Below are 21,186 nucleotides of genomic sequence, written 5' to 3'. Positions count from 1 at the left end.
CGTTCTTTTTAGGGTACAGATTTTTGAAAAGCATAATCGCTAAATGAAAGCGGTTGTCTTATAATTAAGAGAAATCAGAAGGAAGCGGGGAGGAAGAAAGATGAGCCGAAATAAACAGGTAACGATTAATCCGGAGCATTTTGAAGCAAGCTTTAAAGTGATTGATGCCCATACACAAGGAGAGTTTACACGGATTGTATACGATGGGTTTCCTGAACCTGTTGGTAAAACGATGCTGGAGAAAAAGCACTATGTCTCGGATAATTATGACCATTATCGCCGAGCTTTGATGGATGAACCTAGAGGTCACAAGGATATGTTTGGCTCTCTTTGGACCGAACCGGTGAATCCTGCAGCCGATTTTGGCGCGATTTTTATGGACGGCACAGGCTATCTGCCAATGTGCGGACACGGGTCAATGGGTTCGGCAACGGCAGCGGTAGAGACTGGGATTGTTAAGGCCACGGAACCGTATACGAATGTAACGATCGATGCACCAGCTGGTTTGATCCGGGCAAAGGTCAAAGTTGAGCAAGGCAAAGCGAAGGCGGTCAGCATTACAAATGTTCCATCTTTTCTATATCAAGAAAATCTAGAAATTCAGATTGAGGGCGGAAAAATAAAGTATGATATTGCCTTTGCCGGTAATTTTGTCGCCCTGATCAATGTCGAACAGCTGGGGATTAATGTTGCAAAAGACAACTTAACCGAGCTTGTTGAGCTGGGGATAAAATTATTGACCGCGATTAATGCAGAAATTAGTGTTAATCATCCTCAACTGGCAATTAATGAAGTTGGTACATGCAATTTTTATGAGCGAATCGAATCAGAGGAAACAGATTATAAAAACGTTGTTATTTTTGGCAATCATCAAGCCGATCGATCTCCATCAGGGTCAGGCACGAGCGCCTTACTGGCGATGCTGTATGCGAAAGGAAAACTTGAATTGAAAGAGATGTTCATTAACGAAAGTATCATCGGCTCTCGTTTTGAGGGAATTCTTTTAGCAGAAAAACAAGTGGATGAGTATACAGCCGTGATCCCACAAATTACCGGCAGTTCAAATATTACCGGGTTAGCAACTTACCTAATCGATCCAGATGATCGTTTGAAATATGGCTTTCAGCTGAATTAGACTCATTGCCTAGAAATTATTGCATAAGTTGCTGACCATGTTAAAATGAGATTTAGTTTAAAGAGTTTGAGGGGGAACGCGCTGTGAATCAAAAGCAACGGCAAGAATTAATCGCTGAAAAAGTGAAGATAAAGGGCAGTATCACCAGCGTAGAAATCGCCGATGAGTTTGGCATCTCCAAAATGACTGTGGGCAGGGACCTCAAGGAATTAGAGGCCCGCGGCGTGGTTCAACTTTTCCATGGCGGAGCGATGTATAAGGATTCTAATATTTTGGAATATCCGATATCAGTAAAAACAGATTTATTTGTAAATGAAAAAAAACGAATTGGTCAAATGGCTGCGGAGCAAATTAATAATGGCAGTTCAGTCTTTTTAGAAACAGGCACGACCGTGCTGCATGTTGCGTTAGAACTCACCAAGAAAACAGAATGCAATTATTATACGAACTCGTTACTAGTCATGAATCATCTTTCAAAAGTGGATGATTTGAGTTTGCACGCAATTCCCGGGAAGTATAGAGAGTTATCCAGCGGTTTTCTTGGAATGGAAACACAAAGCTATATTGATCATTTGTCCTTTGATTATTGTATTATCGGAGCCGAAGCGGTGAATTCCGAGGGAAGAGTTAGTTTGCATAACGAAGAAGACGCATTGACAAAGCGGGCGGTGATGCAAAGATCCAAACATAAAATTTTGGTCTTTGATCGAAGCAAAATTGATCAGGATTATTTGTACGGGATTGGCTCTATCAATAGCTTCGATACGGTAGTCACTGATTATTTAGAAATTTTTGATTTTCTATCAAACGATAAAGAATCGGTTGGAAATATCTTGGTTGTTTAACTACTAAAATAGTTTAGTATGTATTTCCCGAATAACGACTGATTTTTAGACATTATCTAGTATTGGGTAATGTCTTTTTTTGTGTAAAATTTGAATGTCCAAAAAATTTTAAAGTCAAATGTTAAAACGAGTTACTAAATTAGTTGAAATATGTTACTATGTGGTAAGAAAGCAATTAGTGTTGTAAATACTAGAGATGAAAGAATACTTTTAAAGGAGAGAATTGCATGCAAATTAACACTAAACTGATCAAGCAGCCTGAGTTAACACAAGAGGTTAAACCAATCGATCTATCCGCTGAAACAATGGCTAGTAGAAAAGAAGCACTTTTAACCGAGATGAAAAAAAATGAACTCGATGTGGCGGTCATCTATGCGGATAGAGAGCATGGATCGAATTTTGAATATTTTACTGGCTTCATTCCACGGTTTGAAGAGGCTTTGCTGGTTGTCCATCAAAATGGGAAGTCCTTTTTGCTGTTAGGAAATGAAAATACTAAAATGGTTCAATATGCACGATTGGAAGCAGAATTGATCCACGTACCATTCTTTTCTTTACCGAATCAGCCAATGGAGGACGACGCACATTTTACAGATTATTTGATCAAAGCAGAAATTCATGAGGATCATAAAGTTGCCGTGATTGGATGGAAAAATTTCACCTCGACGATTGAAAAAAATCAAAAATTATTTGATCTTCCTTACTTTATTGTTGATGGATTAAAACAAGCAGTGAAAAATTCTGATCGGCTGACTAATGGGGCCTATCTTTTAATTGGACCGGAAAAGGGTATTCGAACCATCAATAATGCTAATGAAATCGCTCATTATGAATATGGAGCGACCTTAGCAGCAATCGGAGTTTTAACTACTATCAACAGCGTTGAAATTGGCAAGACAGAATTAGAGCTGGCCGGAAATTTAGCACAATTTGGACAGCCAAATTCAATCACGACTATTTGTGCAACGGGAACAAGATTTACAAATGCGACCCTTTATCCGAGAAACAAGCCAGTTGAATTAGGCGATACATTCTCTACATCAGTTGGATATAAAGGCGGACTATCTAGTCGAGCGGCTTATGTGGCCAATTCGAAAGAAGATTTGCCGGAAAAAGCCAAAGATTACGAAGAGAAAATTGCAAAACCATATTTTAGAGCCTTTTGTACTTGGTTGGAAACAATCCAAATTGGGCTTGAAGCTGGGAAAGTATATGATGAAATCGAAAAGGTTTTACCAAAAGCAGAGTATCATTGGGAACTGAATCCGGGCCATTTTGTGGCAGATGAGGAATGGATGTCCTCTCCTTTTATGGAAAATTCACAGAATAAAATCAAGAGCGGTCAATTATTCCAAATCGACATTATTCCTAAAGTAGAAGGATATGGCGGTGTAAGTTGCGAAGATGGAGTCGCTATTGCGGATAAGAAGCTTCGCGATGCGATTGAACAAGAATATCCTGAGGTATGGAATCGAATTGTACGAAGAAGAGCCTACTTGAAAGAAGTTTTAGGTATCAATCTTGCTGAAGAAGTTCTTCCTCTGAATGATACAGTCGCTTATTACCGTCCATACGTATTGAATCATGAGTTAGCCTTCTGCAAAGCTTAATAGTAAAAGCCGATGATTCTAATCATCGGCTTATTTTTTATAAATAATCAAAAGACTGTTTTGACGAATGAGTAAAAGGGCTGTATACTAAAATTGAACGAACGGTTCAATTAATAATTGGAGGCGATAATTTTGGAGAATCGTTTAGAACTGATTTATGATGCAGCCGGTCAATTATTTATTAATAAGGGCTTTGCGCGGACCCAGATGAGAGATATTGCTAAGGAGATTGGTCTATCAACAGGGATGCTCTATCAATATTTTACCAGTAAAAAAGATATTCTCAGTTTCATTTTAAAGGGAACGATTGATCCTGAATTTTTCAATAGAGAGCATCATTATCCGATTGATTCACACCTATTTGATGATTTGGATGCAGAAATTATGAAGACCTTTGAAAAGAACCAAGCACAGTTCGATAATCATTTAAAAAATAAAGACTCTGATTATTCGCTGGCGCAAATGTTTTCTGACGCGTTTGACAGTATCTCTAATTACGCGATCAGCTGCTTGATTATTGAGCATAACGAAGATGATCTAAAAAAACTAAGTGAGTATTATCGGGACTATCGCAAACGTTTCTTTAATCAGGTCCAACAATATATTCAGTTGTTTATGGAGAAAGATGAATTTAGAAAAGTAGAAAGTATTCCCTACACAACACGCGCAGTAGTGGAGAGCTTGGCTTGGTGGGGAATGCATTTGAGATATGATGCTTATGAAACGGATAAAACGATCTCAAATGAAATGGCTAAAAAAACCTGTCTGGATTTATTGTTACACGCGTATCAAAAATAGCAGAGCCTTGCTCTGTTTTTATTAGGAACAGCTATTAAATGAACCGTTCAATTATTAGAAAGGAAGATAAAAATGAAGAATTGTAAACAGAATTTATCCTTACTCTTGGGACTATTCATCGTGGCGTTCAGTTTAACCGCCTGCGGATCGGAGAAAGAAGCAAAGCTGGTCAATACGCAAACCATTTCAGCAAAAGCAATAACCAATATCTCTTTGGATTATGATGCCGATGATCTGCGCATAGAAAATTCTAGCGGCAAGGCGATTATTCTCAAGGAGTATTTAAGCAAAGATAAGCAGAAATACTATTCAACGATTGATCAAAAGAATCACACTATTTCAATGAAGGAGGGAAAACGACCGTTAGGGACAACCTTCAAAAGTAAAATAATTCTAACAATTCCTAAAGACTATCAAGGCAAACTTAATGTACATTCAACCAGCGGAAAAATTACAACAGAACTTAGTGATCAAACATTGGATGGGATCTCGCTGGATACAACTAGCGGTGTCATTGAGACCGGAGATTTAAAAAGTGAAGGAATTTTGTTAGGCACCACTAGCGGAAAAATAAAAGGGAATCGTCTAATTACTAAGAAAAACCTGCACATTCAAAGTACTAGCGGTCCGCTAGAGTTCGAACTGCTTAAAGCGAAAGAGATCGAATTACAAACAACTAGTGCCAAAGCTCAGATCAATGAAACAAAGGGCAGCTTAGACTATGAAACCAAAAGCGGAAATCTGATGTTAGAGAATTTTTCAGGCAGTGGCAAATTAATAGCTAATGGTGATGGAGAGATCAGAGCAACGTTTAAAGAGATTACGAATCATCTATCTGTCTTTTCAAAAAATGGAGACATCACACTCAAGCTGCCAAACACTGAAACGATGGATCTATTTGTGAAGACAAAAGAGGGGAAGATTGATAATCAACGACAGGAATTATCTGAAAGAAAAGACTCTCACGGAGCGAAGGTAGAAGTAGAAACAAGAAATGGCGATATCACTGTAAACTAATTTTTTTACAGTATTAATTAAATGAATGCTTCAATTATTGAGGAGGGATGAAATGAAGGCTGCGAAACTATTTTGGATTTTTATTTTAAGTTCGATGATTGGTTTTTTGATCGAAAATGGCTATCGCTTTCTTCTAACGGGTAATTTTGTTTGGCATCGAGGAGTAATCATCGGTCCCTTTCTGCCTATTTATGGAATGGGTGCCTGCGTCTTCACACTGGTACTTCGCCGGGTTCATTCAACGATAAAATTATTTATACTGGGTGCACTCATTGGAGGAGTGACCGAATTTTTAGGAAGTCTGATCAAAGAAGTTTTATTAGGAATCAAACTTTGGGATTACAGCCATCATCCGTTCAATCTACTCGGTCGTATAAGCCTTGTCTATTTATGCTTTTGGGGAATTTTGTGTGTACTGTTCATAAAAATTATCCTGCCCTTTTTATCCGATTTAATCGAAAAAAGCGGGGTAGGCCGAATGAAAAATATGACGCGAATTGTTTTTTTAGTCTTCACACTCAATCTTACATTTTCCGGTTTGGCTTTGCAGCGTTGGAATGAGCGACAATCAGGTGCGTCTGCTGAAAATCAATTTGAGCGAAGGATGGATAAACTTTTTCCAGACAAAGTGCTGGAAAAAGTTTATCCCAGTTTGGAACAAAGTAATTAGCGAGTAGAAAAAAATGGAGGGGATATGATGGAGAAAAAGCAGTTCTATTGCAGTGCAGAAAGTGTCACTAGTGGGTTATTGCATTTTTGGGGAACTCTGCTTTCAATTGGCGGAACAGTTCTCTTAATTTTAGTATCAGTCAAACAGGATGCAGCCCCAATCAAGTTAGTTTCATTTTGTATTTATGGAGCAAGTTTGATTTTATTGTTTTCGGCATCAACGATTTTCCATATTTTTTATATCTCACCAAAGGTTCATAGGGTTCTGAGGAAGATCGATCATTCAATGGTTTTTTGCTTAATCGCCGGAAGTTACACGCCAATTTGCTTGCTGGTATTAAAAGGACTGCTAGGCTGGGTCTGTCTGATTATGGTTTGGTCATTAGCGGTAGTAGGAGTCATTGGAAAAATCTTTTGGTTTAAAGATTCGAAATGGTTTAGTGCAGTTGTCTATTTACTCATGGGTTGGGGAATTGTTTTATTGATCAAACCACTTTCTCAAAGCTTGCCGTTTACGGCAATTGTTTGGTTATTTTCCAGTGGGATCTTATATTCGGTCGGAGCGTTCATTTATGCTTCTCCAAAATGTCAATTTCATTTGCCTGCATTTGGCAATCATGAACTATTCCACCTTTTCGTATTAGCGGGTGCTGCCTGCCATTACTATCTGATTTTTCAATATATTTTATAAGTGGTGGCTGCCAACTCAACAGAAAAAAAGCTCCTCTTTGATTTGTCTGGATATTTCCATACGAATCAAAGAGGAGCTTTTGTTTTTAAATCAGATTTAGTTATTCTTTTTGTTTCAATATTACTTTTCGAACTTTTGAAATAGTATCTTGTGCATTGTTCCGGTTTCGGAACATCAAGATGACATAAAGCGAATCAATAATACTTAATTGAGCGATTCGTGATGCCAAGGCTTCGGAGCGAAACTCAATTTCTTCAGAAATGGAGATGAAAACTACATCTCCTAATTTTGCTAGAGGAGAGTTGGCTTGGCTGGTTACCACGATTACTTTTGTTCCTGCTTTTTTGACAGCTTCGGCGATATGAATAGTCTCTTTGGATTTCCCTGAATGAGAAATAAACAGCGCGCAATCCTCTTCTGTCAGCAGAGAAGCTTCCATTAATTGTATATGGTAGTCCGTGCTATGACCAACAGGAATCGGAGAACGTAAAAATTTATGGTAAGCATCGGTCGCAACAATTTCTGAACCACCCACGCCGAAGAAATAAAGGCGTCTGGATTCTGAGATCATTGTTACGGCCTTTTTCAAATCTTCCTCTTTCAATAATTTACGAGTGTCCGTCAATGTCGTCATATTCGAATCGAAAACTTTCTGAGCCATGACTAACTCGGAATCGTTTTTTTGCACATTTTCATGAACTGTAATAGCAGTTAAGTCATTTTCTTGCTTCAATAAAGCCATCTTAAAATCTTTAAATCCATTAAAACCCAACGTTTTCGTAAATTGAAAGAACGTTGAGTCAGCGATCCCCAGCTCGGAAGCAAGATCACTAATGGAACCATGACTTACTTTACTAGGGTTCTCTAATATGTAATCGGCAATAGCCTGTTCTTTCGGGCTAAAATCTTTGTACAGTGATTTGATTTGTAAGTGAATTGGGCTAGACATCTGCAATCCTCCTTTATCCAATAATCTTATAATTCATAAGATACTAGGTAATCAAAAAAAAATCAACAAAAATATTTTTTTCTTTTTTCTATTTACAAAAAAATATTTTTTTGTATAATAAAGTTATAAGATTGAATGCGCTATCAGAAATCGGTTTCTATAATAGTGCTCGTGCTGCAGGACGTTTGTTTTTTTGTGAGAAGGAGTGAATGATCTGAGGAGTGAATAATCTAGTTAATGGATTGAACAAAAAGGTATTCGATAATTATTGGCAATAAGGCAAGACAAAAAGGAGCATTTGGGATGAAAAAATACAAGATTGCGATTGTAAATTCAAGTAGTTTCGGAAAAATTTTCCATGACCAATTGGAGCGACTTGAAAAAATCGGCGAGGTTCGTTCGTTTACAGTTGATGGAGAAATCGGCGGACGCGAATTAGCGGAGTTATTAGCAGGCTACAATATCATTATTGCAAGTGTCACACCATTTTTTACTCCAGAATTTTTTGATTATAAGGATGAACTTATCTTAATTACGAGACATGGCATTGGTTACAACAATATTGATCTTGAAGCAGCACGCAAGCATGACACACTGGTCTCAATCATTCCGGCTTTAGTTGAGCGAGATGCTGTGGCGGAAAATAATATCACAAATTTATTAGCACTCTTAAGGAAAACAGTAGAAGCGGATTTGAGTGTTAAGAATGATAGTTGGGAAGATCGTGCTAATTTTGTTGGTCGAACATTGTTTAACAAAACAGTCGGTGTTGTCGGTGTTGGTAATACTGGGAGCTGCGTAGTTGAAACGCTGAGAAATGGTTTTCGCTGTAATGTTTTAGCATACGATCCTTATAAATCAGCTTTGCATATCGAAAGCTACGGGGCAAAAAAAGTCGACTTGCCGCAGCTATTAAAAGAATCAGATATCATCTGCCTTTGCGCCAGCCTGAATGAAGAAAATTACCACATGATCTCTACTGAAGAAATCGCGCAGATGAAAGACAATGTTTATCTATCTAATAGTGCTCGCGGAGCATTACTTGATGAAGAGGCCATCGTCAACGCTTTAAAATCTGGAAAAATCGCTGGTATAGCAACGGATGTGCTGGAAGAAGAACCAGGACGGAAGAACCATCCTTATCTAGCCTTCACTAATGTCGTTATGACCCCGCATACTTCTGCGTACACTATGGAATGCTTACAGGAGATGGGTGCGAAATGTCTTCGTGATGTTGAAGATGTTGTTGCGGGAAAAGTCCCAGAACGTTCGGTTCAACCACAAAGCAAATGTGTCAGCTAAAGAATGATCTCAGCTTGAGAGGAGGAAATCAATGTTAACCGATTTGAAGGTCAAAGTGGGGCCGCAGTTTTATCGGTATCACGTTGGTGCGATCGAGTTCGTGCCGGAGGTATTGCAAGAGTTTTCGGCGAAAAATGTTTTAATCGTTCATGGTCAAGTTTCATTTGAAAAGGCCAAACCTTATCTGGATTTTCTAAATCATCAAGAGTTCGCTTTTCAGTATCTGCGATACACCGGCGAATGCAGCTACTATGGTGCAGAACGAATTGCTGAAGCGGTCAAAGAAAATCAGATTGATTTTATCATTGGTGTTGGTGGCGGAAAACTGACAGATCTAGTTGGTTATGCTGCTCATACACTAAACGTGAATTTCGGAGTAATTCCCACATTGGCCAGCAATTGTGCACCTTGGACGCCGCTTTCGGTGATGTATAAGGAAAGTGGAGAATCAGAAGGTAAAAGTGAACATTTCTTACGGCAAGCGGCATTTTTCATCACTGATCCTGAGCTCGTTGTTGATGCCCCCATTAACTATTTTATCGCAGGCTTAGCAGATACTATTGCAAAATGGTACGAATCAGATGCGATTTTGCAGCAAGAACATTTAAAAAATGAGCCTTTCTTACAATTGGCCGGATATACTTCCGAACTTTGTAAAACAGCCATTTTGAACAATTCAGCTAAAGCAATCGCTGATATGAAAGCTGGCGTAGCAACGGAAGAATTTATTCATTTATCAGAAATTATTTTCGCAGTCGCCGGCCTAGTAGGTGGTTTAGGTGATAAGTACGCTAGAAACGCGATCGCTCATGCCATGCATGACGGGATGAGCAAGTTCATTCCTGAGAGTCATAATTTCCTGCATGGTGAGAAAGTCGCTTATGGCATTTTTTATCAGTTAGCGGTTGAAAAAAAGTGGACACAAATTGACGCGTTGATTCCTTTTTATCAAGAGCTAGAATTGCCAACCTCGCTAAAACGAATGAATATTTTGCCAGAAGATGAGGCCGTCATTGATCAAATCGTTGCATTTATTGATTCAAAAGAAAAGGTTCATCTGCTGCCGATTCCAATTACAGTCGATTTATTGAAGGAATCAATTTTTGAACTAGAGAATTATATTAATGAGCGTTAGAAAAATTAATTATAGGAATACGAATTAGGAGGAACTTATGGATACTTTAAGTGTAATGCAGAGTCTGTTAATTGCTTTATGGGTCGCTGCGGTAATGTCAAGGTGGCTAGGAGGGGGCGCAACCCTAACGCTACGTTTTTCACCACTTATGACAGGTTTGGTTGTCGGAATTATTATGGGGGATGTTGCCCAGGCGATGATCGTTACTGCGGCTTTGCAAATGATTTATATGGGTGTTTTCTCGCCAGGCGGATCGATGCCGGCGGAACCGTCAATCGCTGCGGCAATTGCCGTTCCAGTAGCATTGTTAGGGAATTTAAAACCGGAAGCTGCGATCGCGGTGGCTGTGCCCGTTGGATTGCTAGGAAGCTACTTATACCAATTCCGTTTCTTCATTAATACATTCTTAGGAAAGTATACAGATAAAGCGGTTGAAGACTTGAACGCAAAGGCGATGAAACGCTCGATTATTTTATACCCAACGATTGCTTCATTTGTTCTATTTGTTCCATTAGTATTTATTGCTCTCTTCTTGGGTGCACCAATCATTGCGGACGTTATCAACGCTTTAGAAGGAACGGTAGTCATTCATATCCTTGAAGTAGTCGGCGGAGGGTTAGCTGCTATCGGTATTGCGACTACAGTATATGTTATTGGTCGAAAAGATTACATGGTCTTTTTCTTCCTTGCTTATTTTATGAGTGTTGTCTTGAAATCTCTTGAAATCACAATGGTTACTTATGCGATCTTTGGCATCTTGATCGCTTTGATCTTCGTTCAATCGCAAAAAGGCAAAGGAACAGCTCCAGCTGCCGAATCGGCAGGATCGAGTTCCGGTGCAACCTTTGATGATGACGATGATTATGATGATGGATTTTAATGAAATACCACGAGGAGGGAAAAAACATGACTGAAGTATCAACCAATCAAACAGTAGATAAAAATTTAGCACCTGAAGAAATTACCAGCAAAGATGTCACCAAGGCGTATCTGAGATGGCATTTCGCCAATGAGATCCCACATTCATTTGAACGCTACTTAGCACCATCACTACTTTATGCGATGATGCCGATTTTGAAGAAATTATATAAAGATGACGATTCCTTAAAAGCAGCCTACAAGCGTCAATTACTATTTTTCAATACACAGTTGAGCTGGGGCGGTGGTGTCATAACTGGTTTAATGTCATCAATGGAACAACAACGGGCACAAGAAGAATACGAGAAAAAAGAAATCTTGATGCAAGATGATTTGATGTATAACACGAAGGCTGGTTTAATGGGAGCCTTGGCCGGAATCGGGGATGCGATTGATTCTGGAACTGTTCAATATATTTTCATTGCGATCGCTGTTCCCTGGGCACAACAAGGAAGTGCTTTAGGCGCGTTGTTCCCATTTGTTTGCTTCGCAATTTACCAAGCGGCACTGGGCGTATTTTTCGCTAGACAATCATTCACAATGGGACGAAACGCTACTGGATTGATGCAAAGTACTGGAGTTCAAACAGCGATTGAAGCACTTTCCGTATTGGGTCTGTTCATGATGGGAATATTGGCCGGCAACTATGTAAAAGTCGAGTCGACACTAAAATTTGCGATCTCGGGTCGGAAATTCGTTATTCAAGAAATACTCGATCAGATCGTACCTGGTATTTTACCGTTAGTAGTCGTTATGGGTGTTTATTGGTTCTACACCAAAAAAGGCCTAAAAGTTACTCAAGCGTTGCTTTGGCTGACATTGATCTTAATTGTTTTAGCCGGAATTGGAATCTTATAAATTAGAAAAGGAAGTGTTTTAAATGGGCGTAATTAATTTAGCGCGTGTGGATGAACGTTTGATCCACGGACAAGTAATGATGACCTTATCACAAAAAAGCGGAGTTAACTCAATCTTCGTAGTGGATGAAGTAGTTGCAAAAGACAAATTCATGCGTGATTTATATAAGAATGCGGGTAGTCGGACAGGTCAGAAAACGATCGTGATCACTCCTGATAAAGCTAAATTCTATTGGGATGAGTTCAATTTTAAAGAATATAACTGTATTTTGATTACGAAAACAGTGAGTGTCATCTACGATTTAGTGAAGCACGGGGTACCGATGAAAGAACTAAATATTGGCGGCATCGCTCAAAAAGATCCAGAAAAAGATTTGTTAGTTACTAAATCGGTTTATTTGAACAAAGCAGATGCAGAAAAGTTAAAAGATATGAATGAAAATTATGGCGTCGAAGATATTTATTTCCAGGCAACACCTTCTGCACCGAAATCCAGTTTGAAAGACGTTTTAAAACAATTTGGGTTATAAGATTCATTAACTAAAAGAACAGGAGAGAGTGTAGATGGAGCAAACAGAGATCTTTAAAGACTGGCTATTTCGTTACCAATACGTTTATCGCTTGCGTCGGACAGAAAAGAGCAAGAAAAAATTTCTCGCTGCTTTAGTAACGGATATCGTTAAGATGCGCGAAGACGTTCAAGTAATCGAGTACAACCAAAAAAAGAAATACGCCGCTCGAAATGTCTACGTCGGGAATATCCAGCAGGCGGATCGTGTGATTTGTACTTTCTATGATACTCCTCCTGAAAGTTTTGGTTCTTACCAGTTATTCGATCGCAAGGATCAGGCTCAAAAGACGACCAAATTTATTTTGGCTAGTACGATTTTGGCGATTCTTTTTGGAATCATCGGGACGTTGATTTATATGCGATTTTCGGCAAACTCGTTCCAACTTAACTCGCTTAGTACATTGGGCATCATGGCCGTTTATGCAGGTTATTTTGCCTTGTTAGGAAAAGTGACCAAAGGCCTATCTAATCGAAAAACGCTGGTTAGAAATACATCATCGATCTTAGCGATGTTGAAAATGATTGGGGAGAACAATCAACCCAAAGTAGCCTATGCTTTTCTAGATGAGGGAAGTTATGGGACTCAAGGGTTGGACGAGCTGCAAAAGCAAGTGAATACGAACTGCAAAATTTATTATTTAGACAGTGTCGGTGCATCGGCTCCATTACATCTTGTGGGCGAATCGCCGAAGAGTAGTGAAGATCATAAAAATATCGATTATCAAGCAGCGGAGCAAAAGGTGAGCTATCTTTTTAGTGCAAGAAGAGATTCAGATAGCGCTGCTTTTTACTTAAATTCCGCTGATTTAAAAGAGAAACAGTTGAACATGGAAAATATTGCTGCTGTAACGGATTTGTTTCAGTGACAGAAGTGGAGGGAACTATGTTAGGAATCGTTATTGCTACACATGGAAAGCTAAGTGATGGCTTGAAAGATGCCGCGGAGGTGATCGTTGGTACAACGAACAATATTGCCACGGTCAATTTAAATCCTGGTGATGATGTTCAAGAATTAGGAAAGCAAATTGAAGCGGCTGTTAAAGAAGTAGATAAAGGGGCAGGCGTGATTGTGCTGACTGATTTAGTAAGTGCTAGTCCATACAATCAATCAGTTTTGATTACGAACAGTTTAGAACCGGAGCTTCAAGCAAATGTTTATGTGATCGGCGGCGTAAATTTACCGATGTTGTTAGAAACGATCAATCATCAAATTTTGAGTACGCCAGTTGAAGAAACAGCACCAGCCATACTAGCGCAAGGTGCTGACAGTCTGGATATTTGGCACATCTCAAAGGTTGAAGAAGAAGATAATGAAGATGATTTCTAAGAAGTAGAAATCAGTGGATTTTCGCGTTATTAAAAATCGCACAATTTAAACAAGAATAGGAGACTAAACTTAATGAAGTGGGGCTTTAGATGGTATGGAGAGAAAGGTGACTCCATTTCCTTAAATAATATCCGACAAATTCCGGGAATCAACGGAATTGTTGGAACATTACTGAATAAACTTCCGGGCGACGTTTGGGAAGTTTCTGAGATCCGTGAACTGAAGGAATCAATTGAAAAAGATAAATTGGAACTATTAGGAATTGAAAGTGTTGCGGTTCATGATGCAATCAAGGCCGGCACAGCAGAACGAGATCACTATATCAATAACTACATTCAAACAATCAGAAATTTATCTGAGTGTGGTGTTCATATGATTTGCTACAGCTTCAAACCAATTTTTGGTTGGGCAAAGACTACGTTGAACTATGAAAATGAAGACGGCAGTCTGGCTTTGCTATACGATCAAGCAGTCGTAGATAACATGGAACCAGGCGATATGTACAAATTGATCAGCAGTCAATCCAAAGGGTTCCAACTTTCTGGCTGGGAAGAAGAGCGTTTGAGTAAATTCAATTCGCTAGTTGAAATGTATGAAGGTGTAACAGAAGAAGTTCTGTTTGATAACTTACAGTATTTTCTTGAAAAAATTATTCCTGTTTGTGAAGAAACAGATATGAAAATGGGAATTCATCCGGATGATCCACCTTGGGAAATTTTCGGATTCCCACGAATCACGAAAAACTTAGAGGATTTAAAAAGGATTACCAGCATGGTAGATTCACCTTGTAATGGTGTAACTTTGTGTACTGGTGCATTGGGGGCAGACCCAGACAATGACATGGTGGAAATAGTTCATGCCATAGGCGATCGAATCAACTTCGTGCATTTTCGTAATGTTGAGTTTTTAGGTTATCGCAAATTCAAAGAAACTGCTCATTTATCTACAGAAGGATCACTTGATATGTACGCGATCATGGAAGCTTTAATCGAAGTCGGTTTTGATGGTGTGATCCGTCCAGATCACGGTCGGACACTTTGGGGAGAAGTAGCGAGACCGGGGTATGGTTTATATGATCGAGCGATGGGAATTACTTATATGCAAGGCCTGCATGAAGCAATTACTAAAAGTAAAAATGAAACATCTAGCGGAAAGTGAGCGAAAAAGATGCCAGTAAATATAAAGCATAAAGTCTATGAACAACTAGCGCAAACAAAACTTTTACCGCTGTACACAGCAACGGATTTAGATTATCTAGCTAAAGTAGAAGAGATTTTATTAGAAAATGATGTTCCATTGATCGAAGTAACTTTCCGCAGTGATTTGGCTGCTGAAGCGATCAAACGGTTGTCGGAATCCGGTAAATTAATGGTAGGAGCTGGCACTGTTCGAACACTAGCAGAAGCAAAGATTGCTGTTGAAAATGGTGCACAATTTGTTGTTTCTCCAGCAGTCGTTCCGTCAGTGATTGAGTATTGTTTAGAACAAGAAATGCCAGTCTTTCCTGGGACCGCAACACCGAGAGATATCCAATCGGCAGCAGAGTATGGGATCAATGTTGTGAAGTTTTTCCCGGCGGATATTTATGGAGGGCTCAAGGCAATCAATGCACTAAGTGGGCCTTTCTATGATATAAAGTTCTTGCCAACGGGTGGGATCAACGAGGAAAACTTTGTGGAGTACCTTGATAACCCTCATGTGATTGGAGTAGGCGGTTCCTTCATTCTTTCTGAGAAAGTAATCATGGAAGATAACGGAGAAAAGATGAAGCAGATTTTACAAACATTGGTTAAAAAAATTAAGTAAAGCTATTAAAAAGCATCAGGAGAATTTGATCTCCTGATGCTTTGTTTTTAATGCTTGACTAAAACTTTTAAAGGCGCCCATTTCCAATTTTCTACTTCTGGAAGGTCTTTTCCTTCTGAACGAATGTAATCATGGTGTTTATCCAACGTTTGGTCCATTTTTTGTGAGAAGTCTTTTGCCTTTTCACCATAAACCGCATTTGCTCCATCCTGAGCTAAGTGGAAACGATCCATTTCGCTGAAAACACGCATGTCGAAAGGAGTGGTGATATCACCATTTTCACGATACCCGTGGATATGGATATTGTGATTATGACGATTAAAGAAGATATCACGAACCATGCCTTCATATCCATGGAAGGCGAAAATGATTGGTTTATCCTTAGTGAAGATCGCATCGAACTCATCGTCGCTTAACCCGCGAGGATCAATTTCCGGATGACGTAATTTCAAGAGATCAACAACATTGACAAAACGAATTTTTAGTTCAGGGAATTGTTCATTTAGAATCGACACAGCTACTAAAGCTTCTAAGTTTGGTTCAGTACCTGCTGCGGCGATGACTAAATCAGGTTCTGAACCGTTATCTGTACTGGCCCAATCAATGATTTTCAATCCATCTTCCACAAGTACTTCGGCCTCAGCAGCTGAGTAAAATTGTGGGCGAGGGTGCTTACTTGAAACAATCAAGTTAATGACTTGTTTATCTTGCATGGCTTTATCCATAACGGCCATTAAACTATTAGCATCTGCCGGCAGATATTCACGAATAAATTCTGGCTTCTTCTCAGCCAAGTGAGTCAATACACCTGGATCTTGATGTGTGTAGCCATTGTGATCTTGCTGGAAGACCGTTGATGTCGCAATAACATTCAAAGCAGGATATTCTTTGTGCCATGCATGAGCACTAGCTTTGCGCATCCATTTGAAGTGTTGAGTCAACATAGAATCAACCACTCGCAAGAAAGATTCATAACTGGCAAAGAAACCGTGGCGACCAGTTAAAACATAGCCTTCTAAGAAACCTTCTGCTTGGTGTTCAGACAGCTGACCATCGATCACTCGACCTGCTGAAGATTGCCATTCATCAGTACTGTTTTTTGGTTCTAACCATTGACGATCAGTTACTTCAAAGACTTTATTCAATCGATTCGACTTAGTTTCATCCGGTCCGAAAATACGGAAATTTGTTGGATTCTTAGTAACCATATCACGGGCTTGCTGACCAAAAATGATCATATCTTGGGCCGTTACTGAACCGGGAACAGTCGTATCAATTGCATATTGTTTCCAATCCGGCATATCCATCGGCTTCGGATCAATCCCGCCATTGGTGATAGGATTGGTAGACATCCGTTTGTCACCCTTAGGAGAAAGTTCTTTTACTTCATCAATGATTTTTCCATTTTCATCGAATAGTTCTTCTGGACGGTAAGATTTCAACCATTCAATTAATTTATCTGCATGTTCCATATCTTCTGAACCCACGGGAATTGGTACTTGGTGGGCGCGGAACGTACCTTCAAGTCGTTCACCATCCCATGTTTGTGGACCTGTCCAGCCTTTAGGTGTTCTGAAAATAATCACGGGCCATTTTGGCATTTCAGCATCTTCAGCTTTGCCTTTACGAGCTTCACTTTGAATGGTTTTGATTTCTTCAATTACTTCATCCAATACTTTTGCCATGACTGGATGAACTTCTGCGGGATCATTGCCTGCAACAAAGTAAGGTTTCCAGCCAAGACCTTCAAAATATTTTGCCAAGTCTTCATCACTTTTACGAGATAAAATAGTCGGATTGGAAATTTTTCCACCATTCAAGTAAAGGATCGGTAATACCGCGCCATCGTTAACCGGATTGATGAAGACATTTGAGAACCAGCCACTTGAAAGTGGACCTGTTTCAGCCTCGCCATCGCCAACGACTGTTGCAGCAATAACGTCTGGATTATCTAAAATAGCACCTGTCGCATGGGAAAGGGCATAGCCTAGTTCGCCGCCTTCATGAATTGAGCCAGGTGTTTCTGGAGCAGCGTGAGAAGCAATCCCGCCAGGAAATGAGAACATTTTGCAAAGCTTTTTAAGTCCGTCTTCATTTTCTGTGATCTCTGGGTAAATCTCAGTATAGCTGCCATCAATATAGGAGTTCGAAACCATTACTTGGCCACCATGACCGGGTCCTTCAATATAAAACATGTTTAAATCATACTTATTGATCGCACGATTCAAGTGGGCATAAATAAAGTTTTGACCAGCAATCGTACCCCAATGGCCGATTGGATGGGTTTTAACATCTTCTTTTTTTAGTGGCTGTCTTAATAGAGGATTGTCTTTTAAATACATTTGTGCAACAGAAATATAGTTGGCGGCACGCCACCAGGCATCGACTTTGTTCAAGTAGTCTTTAGAATCTAGGTTGTTTGACATGTAAAAAGCTCCTTTTTAAGTAAATAATACTTTAATGTTTCCACACACAATATACCTGTAAAGAAATCACTTGTAAACCCTTTTTTGGTATTTTTTACATTAATTAGTATTGATTATTTTTTAAGATAACGGAGACTACTCAATGGTTGCTTTTGTGGCCAAATAACTAGATCGATTAATAACAACGATAGATCGTGAAAAAATTAACTTAATTTTTGTATTGATTACGAATAAAAAATAAAGATAGATTGATTGAGAGGAAACCTCAATAAATTTTTGATAGTTCATAATTCCGCCACATTTTTTTCTTATTTTTATTCAAAAAGCTCATAGCTTTTTCAAATGTTTGGCGTAAGATGAACTTAACCCTAAAAATAATTCTTTTTCCCCTGTGAAAGCAGGAACCCCCCAAAATAAGGCTGACGCGAAAGCGTCAGCCTTATTTTGTATATACCCATGCGTTAGCGAGCTGTGGCATGAGATGATCGAGTGAATATTTTTGCATATAATGTTCCTTTTCAGGTCTATCGTTTGGATCGTAAACGATGATTTGATCGCTTTGAACATCTTTTTTAATGACCATAATATGACCGACATCAGTGAACTCGCCAGGATTGACGGAAATAACAAGCGGTTGATTTTGATTTAAATGTTGTTGAATTTTTGCTTGATCTTTACCGAGATCCTGCACAGTTAATCCGTAGTTTTGGGCAAAAGCAGGGAAGATCGTCCAAGCAGTTCCCTGGCCGGATTCATAATAGTGATCGCCGCTCCATTGTAGAATCTCGGTAGGGTAGACAGTCCGTCGTTCCCAATAAGAGAGGATCATTGCTAAAGAAGTGATCGCGCAACCGTTTGTTGCCAGATCATTTTTATCGGAGCCGCTGCCATAAGATTTATCGGCCCAGCGTGTGTCTGTTTGTAATAATAATGGAAAATCCTGCCCATGTTCTTGCAAATATTGATTTGCACTTGCAGAAAAGTCCTGTTGGCTGTTGACTTTATTATCGAAGTGAAAAATTCGGGAAGAAAGCATCCCTAAACTTGCGATCACTAAAAAGGTTCCTAGTAAGATTGAAAATGGACGAATTCGTCGCCGCATAAAAAACACCTCCACTCTATTATTAAAACGAAAAAAGAGTGGGGTGTCATCGGTCAAAAGTTGTAAGTTATTCGAATTCTTCTAATTCTAAGCTAAGTTCTTCCCAACTGAAAAGCTGTTCCTCTTGTTCAGCTTTTTTTGTTTCTAGCTGATTAGTCAATTCTAACAACTGAACATGATCGTTTAGAATATCAGGCTGGCTCATTTGTGTTTCCAGTTCACTGATTTTTTGATCAAGGATAGAGAGATTCTCTTCGATCGCTTCGATCTTGCGTCGCAAACTGCGGATTAATTTTTGCTGTTCCTTGTCTTGATAAAATTTCTTTTTCGGAGCTTCGACAGGAACATTCTCTTTAGCCTGCAACTCGGCGATTTCTTCTTCTTCCTTTTTCTTTTCCAGATAGTAGTCGTAATCACCCAAATATAATTTGCTGCCTTCGGGAGATAGTTCGATTACTTTATTAGCGATACGATTGATGAAGTAGCGGTCATGGGAAACAAATAACAGCGTTCCTTGATAGTCAATCAATGCATTCTCCAAAACCTCTTTGTTATCGATATCTAAATGGTTCGTTGGTTCATCAAGAATCAGAAAGTTTTCTTTGTTCATGGACAGCTTCGCTAATGCAACACGAGCTTTTTCACCACCGCTTAATAATGGAATCGTCTTTTCGACGTCTTCACCACTGAAAAGAAAACCGCCTAAAACGTTGCGAATATCTTTTTCTGGTGTAGTTGGGTGTTCATCCCAAAGCTCGGCGAGGATCGTTTTATTCCCGTGCAGGTCGGCTTGACCTTGGTCGTAATAGCCAATTGTGACATTGGTTCCAAAATGCGGATTTCCTTTGATAAATGGAAGCTGACCGATCAAGGATTTTAACAAGGTTGACTTACCGATCCCGTTTGGTCCGACTAATGCGATGGCATCTTCCCGGCGAATATCCATATCAATTGGTTCAGAGAGCGTTTCTTCATAGCCAATCGCGGCATCTTCGACCTGTAAGACGACGTTGCCGGAAACTTTGTCGATATCAAACATAAATTTCGCCGATTTTTCATTCCCGTCTGGACGATCTAAACGATCCATTTTTTCTAACGTTTTACGACGGCTTTGTGCCCGCTTAGTTGTTGACGCACGAACCAAATTTCGAGCAACAAAATCTTCGAGCTTTTCGATCTCAACTTGCTGCTTCTCATAGGCTTTCCAATCGCTTGATAATTGAGCAGCTTTCAAATCTAGATAGCGGGAGTAATTGCCCGTATAGTGCCGAATCTTGTGGCGAGAAATTTCATAGATCTCATTAACCACACGATCCAAGAAGTAGCGGTCATGGGAAACGATCAATAACGCTCCTGGATATCCCTGCAAGTAATCCTCCAGCCAGGCCAATGTTTCGATATCTAAATGATTGGTTGGTTCATCGAGAATCAAGATATCCGGTTTAATGAGCAGCATCCGCGCCAAAGCTAGCCGAGTTTTTTGACCGCCTGACAGGGTGCTGATCTCTTTATCGTAAAAACTTTCGTCAAATTTGAAGCCATGGAGTACACTGCGAATTTCATTTTCGTAGCCGTAGCCGTTCTGATCATTGAAGTCATGCTGAAGCTGATCGTATTCCTTCAATAAAGAAGCATAACGACTATTGCTTTCAGGTGTTTCACCGATAGCTACTTCAACTTCCCGCATTCGTTGCTCCATTTGGCGAACTTTTTCAAAAGCTTTCAGCATCTCATTCCAAATAGTTTCGTTTGAATCTAAACCAGTATCTTGGGCTAGGTAGCCTAAAGTTGCTTGTTTATTTTTAATCACCTGTCCAGCATCTGGTGCTTCGGTGTTGGCGATAATTTTTAATAGAGTAGACTTGCCTGCGCCATTTCTTCCGACTAAGCCGATCCGAGCTTTGCTGGCGACTTCAAGATGAATATTTTCAAATAAAGTGTCGGCACCAAAATAGCGAGCAATTTGATTTGCTTGTAGTAAAATCATTAAATATCTTCCTTAAATTTATTTTTCCGAATGGCTTCAGT

General features: G+C 39.5%; 20 protein-coding genes. 16 read left to right on the top strand and 4 right to left on the bottom strand.

Translation table 11 applies throughout. From position 1 onward, the window contains the following. Window positions 1–100: 100 nt before the first annotated feature. The 7 genes from I585_RS03745 (at window position 101) to trhA (ending at window position 6,765) form a co-directional block, all read left to right on the top strand. A complete protein-coding gene (locus tag I585_RS03745) occupies window positions 101–1,135 on the top strand; it encodes a proline racemase family protein (RefSeq protein ID WP_010739705.1) in 1,035 nt (344 codons plus the stop codon). Window positions 1,136–1,218: 83 nt separating this feature from the next. Further along, window positions 1,219–1,980 carry a DeoR/GlpR family DNA-binding transcription regulator gene (locus I585_RS03740; protein ID WP_010739704.1) on the top strand — a complete coding sequence of 254 codons (762 nt, stop codon included), beginning with the start codon at window positions 1,219–1,221 and terminating at the stop codon, window positions 1,978–1,980. Window positions 1,981–2,207: 227 nt separating this feature from the next. Then, complete coding sequence (locus I585_RS03735; protein WP_010739703.1) at window positions 2,208–3,590, top strand: M24 family metallopeptidase; 1,383 nt, start codon at window positions 2,208–2,210, stop codon at window positions 3,588–3,590. 132 nt (window positions 3,591–3,722) lie between these two features. Beyond that, entirely contained in the window at window positions 3,723–4,388 is a 666-nt protein-coding gene (locus I585_RS03730; RefSeq protein WP_010739702.1) for a TetR/AcrR family transcriptional regulator, read from the top strand. A 72-nt stretch (window positions 4,389–4,460) separates the two neighbouring features. Further along, window positions 4,461–5,405 carry a DUF4097 family beta strand repeat-containing protein gene (locus I585_RS03725; protein WP_010739701.1) on the top strand — a complete coding sequence of 315 codons (945 nt, stop codon included), beginning with the start codon at window positions 4,461–4,463 and terminating at the stop codon, window positions 5,403–5,405. 52 nt (window positions 5,406–5,457) lie between these two features. Continuing rightward, window positions 5,458–6,075, top strand: coding sequence for a putative ABC transporter permease (locus tag I585_RS03720; protein WP_010739700.1), 618 nt, complete (start codon window positions 5,458–5,460; stop codon window positions 6,073–6,075). A 27-nt stretch (window positions 6,076–6,102) separates the two neighbouring features. Beyond that, a complete protein-coding gene (gene trhA / locus I585_RS03715) occupies window positions 6,103–6,765 on the top strand; it encodes a PAQR family membrane homeostasis protein TrhA (protein WP_010739699.1) in 663 nt (220 codons plus the stop codon). Window positions 6,766–6,865: 100 nt separating this feature from the next. On the opposite strand, the gene I585_RS03710 is transcribed toward trhA, so the two are convergent. After that, a complete protein-coding gene (locus tag I585_RS03710; protein ID WP_010739698.1) occupies window positions 6,866–7,714 on the bottom strand; it encodes a MurR/RpiR family transcriptional regulator in 849 nt (282 codons plus the stop codon). 303 nt (window positions 7,715–8,017) lie between these two features. Between I585_RS03710 and I585_RS03705 the strand changes: the two genes are divergently transcribed. From I585_RS03705 to I585_RS03665, 9 genes are all read left to right on the top strand, one after another. Continuing rightward, window positions 8,018–9,016: a D-isomer specific 2-hydroxyacid dehydrogenase family protein gene (locus I585_RS03705; protein WP_010739697.1), complete on the top strand. Its 999-nt coding sequence runs from the start codon at window positions 8,018–8,020 to the stop codon at window positions 9,014–9,016. A gap of 31 nt (window positions 9,017–9,047) precedes the next feature. Continuing rightward, the gene (locus I585_RS03700) at window positions 9,048–10,151 is read left to right on the top strand and encodes an iron-containing alcohol dehydrogenase family protein (RefSeq protein WP_010739696.1); all 1,104 of its coding nucleotides are present in this window, start codon (window positions 9,048–9,050) and stop codon (window positions 10,149–10,151) included. Between the two features lie 37 nt (window positions 10,152–10,188). Further along, window positions 10,189–11,031 (top strand): PTS mannose/fructose/sorbose/N-acetylgalactosamine transporter subunit IIC, encoded by an 843-nt coding sequence (locus I585_RS03695; RefSeq protein ID WP_010739695.1) that lies wholly within the window; start codon window positions 10,189–10,191, stop codon window positions 11,029–11,031. Between the two features lie 26 nt (window positions 11,032–11,057). After that, on the top strand, window positions 11,058–11,927 hold the full coding sequence (locus tag I585_RS03690; protein ID WP_010739694.1) for a PTS system mannose/fructose/sorbose family transporter subunit IID: 870 nt from the start codon (window positions 11,058–11,060) through the stop codon (window positions 11,925–11,927). 22 nt (window positions 11,928–11,949) lie between these two features. Continuing rightward, complete coding sequence (locus tag I585_RS03685; protein ID WP_010739693.1) at window positions 11,950–12,456, top strand: PTS sugar transporter subunit IIB; 507 nt, start codon at window positions 11,950–11,952, stop codon at window positions 12,454–12,456. Window positions 12,457–12,490: 34 nt separating this feature from the next. Further along, on the top strand, window positions 12,491–13,363 hold the full coding sequence (locus I585_RS03680; protein WP_010739692.1) for a hypothetical protein: 873 nt from the start codon (window positions 12,491–12,493) through the stop codon (window positions 13,361–13,363). Window positions 13,364–13,380: 17 nt separating this feature from the next. Continuing rightward, a complete protein-coding gene (locus I585_RS03675; protein ID WP_010739691.1) occupies window positions 13,381–13,824 on the top strand; it encodes a PTS sugar transporter subunit IIA in 444 nt (147 codons plus the stop codon). Between the two features lie 72 nt (window positions 13,825–13,896). Beyond that, a complete protein-coding gene (gene uxuA / locus I585_RS03670) occupies window positions 13,897–14,982 on the top strand; it encodes a mannonate dehydratase (protein WP_010739690.1) in 1,086 nt (361 codons plus the stop codon). A gap of 9 nt (window positions 14,983–14,991) precedes the next feature. Then, complete coding sequence (locus I585_RS03665; protein ID WP_010739689.1) at window positions 14,992–15,630, top strand: bifunctional 4-hydroxy-2-oxoglutarate aldolase/2-dehydro-3-deoxy-phosphogluconate aldolase; 639 nt, start codon at window positions 14,992–14,994, stop codon at window positions 15,628–15,630. 47 nt (window positions 15,631–15,677) lie between these two features. Here I585_RS03665 and I585_RS03660 read toward each other — a convergent pair whose 3' ends face one another. From I585_RS03660 to I585_RS03650, 3 genes are all read right to left on the bottom strand, one after another. Then, window positions 15,678–18,056 (bottom strand): phosphoketolase family protein, encoded by a 2,379-nt coding sequence (locus tag I585_RS03660; protein ID WP_010739688.1) that lies wholly within the window; start codon window positions 18,054–18,056, stop codon window positions 15,678–15,680. Between the two features lie 439 nt (window positions 18,057–18,495). Next, entirely contained in the window at window positions 18,496–19,158 is a 663-nt protein-coding gene (locus tag I585_RS03655) for a C39 family peptidase (RefSeq protein WP_010739687.1), read from the bottom strand. Between the two features lie 67 nt (window positions 19,159–19,225). After that, window positions 19,226–21,145, bottom strand: a complete 1,920-nt coding sequence (locus tag I585_RS03650; RefSeq protein ID WP_010739686.1) for an ABC-F family ATP-binding cassette domain-containing protein — start codon at window positions 21,143–21,145, stop codon at window positions 19,226–19,228. Between the last annotated feature and the right edge of the window lie 41 nt (window positions 21,146–21,186).

This window comes from Enterococcus malodoratus ATCC 43197, assembly GCF_000407185.1.
GTDB classification, from domain to species: domain Bacteria; phylum Bacillota; class Bacilli; order Lactobacillales; family Enterococcaceae; genus Enterococcus_A; species Enterococcus_A malodoratus.
Note: the sequence above shows the minus strand (reverse complement) of the source record. Positions and strands in the feature narration are given on the sequence as shown.

Bases quoted from the DNA above. Each gene is read 5' to 3' on its own strand.
- I585_RS03745 (WP_010739705.1), top strand. From the start codon at position 101: ATGAGCCGAAATAAACAGGTAACGATTAATCCGGAGCATTTTGAAGCA.
- I585_RS03735 (WP_010739703.1), top strand. From the start codon at position 2,208: ATGCAAATTAACACTAAACTGATCAAGCAGCCTGAGTTAACACAAGAG.
- I585_RS03725 (WP_010739701.1), top strand. From the start codon at position 4,461: ATGAAGAATTGTAAACAGAATTTATCCTTACTCTTGGGACTATTCATC.
- I585_RS03720 (WP_010739700.1), top strand. From the start codon at position 5,458: ATGAAGGCTGCGAAACTATTTTGGATTTTTATTTTAAGTTCGATGATT.
- trhA (WP_010739699.1), top strand. From the start codon at position 6,103: ATGGAGAAAAAGCAGTTCTATTGCAGTGCAGAAAGTGTCACTAGTGGG.
- I585_RS03710 (WP_010739698.1), bottom strand. From the start codon at position 7,714: ATGTCTAGCCCAATTCACTTACAAATCAAATCACTGTACAAAGATTTT.
- I585_RS03705 (WP_010739697.1), top strand. From the start codon at position 8,018: ATGAAAAAATACAAGATTGCGATTGTAAATTCAAGTAGTTTCGGAAAA.
- I585_RS03700 (WP_010739696.1), top strand. From the start codon at position 9,048: ATGTTAACCGATTTGAAGGTCAAAGTGGGGCCGCAGTTTTATCGGTAT.
- I585_RS03695 (WP_010739695.1), top strand. From the start codon at position 10,189: ATGGATACTTTAAGTGTAATGCAGAGTCTGTTAATTGCTTTATGGGTC.
- I585_RS03690 (WP_010739694.1), top strand. From the start codon at position 11,058: ATGACTGAAGTATCAACCAATCAAACAGTAGATAAAAATTTAGCACCT.
- I585_RS03685 (WP_010739693.1), top strand. From the start codon at position 11,950: ATGGGCGTAATTAATTTAGCGCGTGTGGATGAACGTTTGATCCACGGA.
- I585_RS03680 (WP_010739692.1), top strand. From the start codon at position 12,491: ATGGAGCAAACAGAGATCTTTAAAGACTGGCTATTTCGTTACCAATAC.
- I585_RS03675 (WP_010739691.1), top strand. From the start codon at position 13,381: ATGTTAGGAATCGTTATTGCTACACATGGAAAGCTAAGTGATGGCTTG.
- uxuA (WP_010739690.1), top strand. From the start codon at position 13,897: ATGAAGTGGGGCTTTAGATGGTATGGAGAGAAAGGTGACTCCATTTCC.
- I585_RS03665 (WP_010739689.1), top strand. From the start codon at position 14,992: ATGCCAGTAAATATAAAGCATAAAGTCTATGAACAACTAGCGCAAACA.
- I585_RS03660 (WP_010739688.1), bottom strand. From the start codon at position 18,056: ATGTCAAACAACCTAGATTCTAAAGACTACTTGAACAAAGTCGATGCC.
- I585_RS03655 (WP_010739687.1), bottom strand. From the start codon at position 19,158: ATGCGGCGACGAATTCGTCCATTTTCAATCTTACTAGGAACCTTTTTA.
- I585_RS03650 (WP_010739686.1), bottom strand. From the start codon at position 21,145: ATGATTTTACTACAAGCAAATCAAATTGCTCGCTATTTTGGTGCCGAC.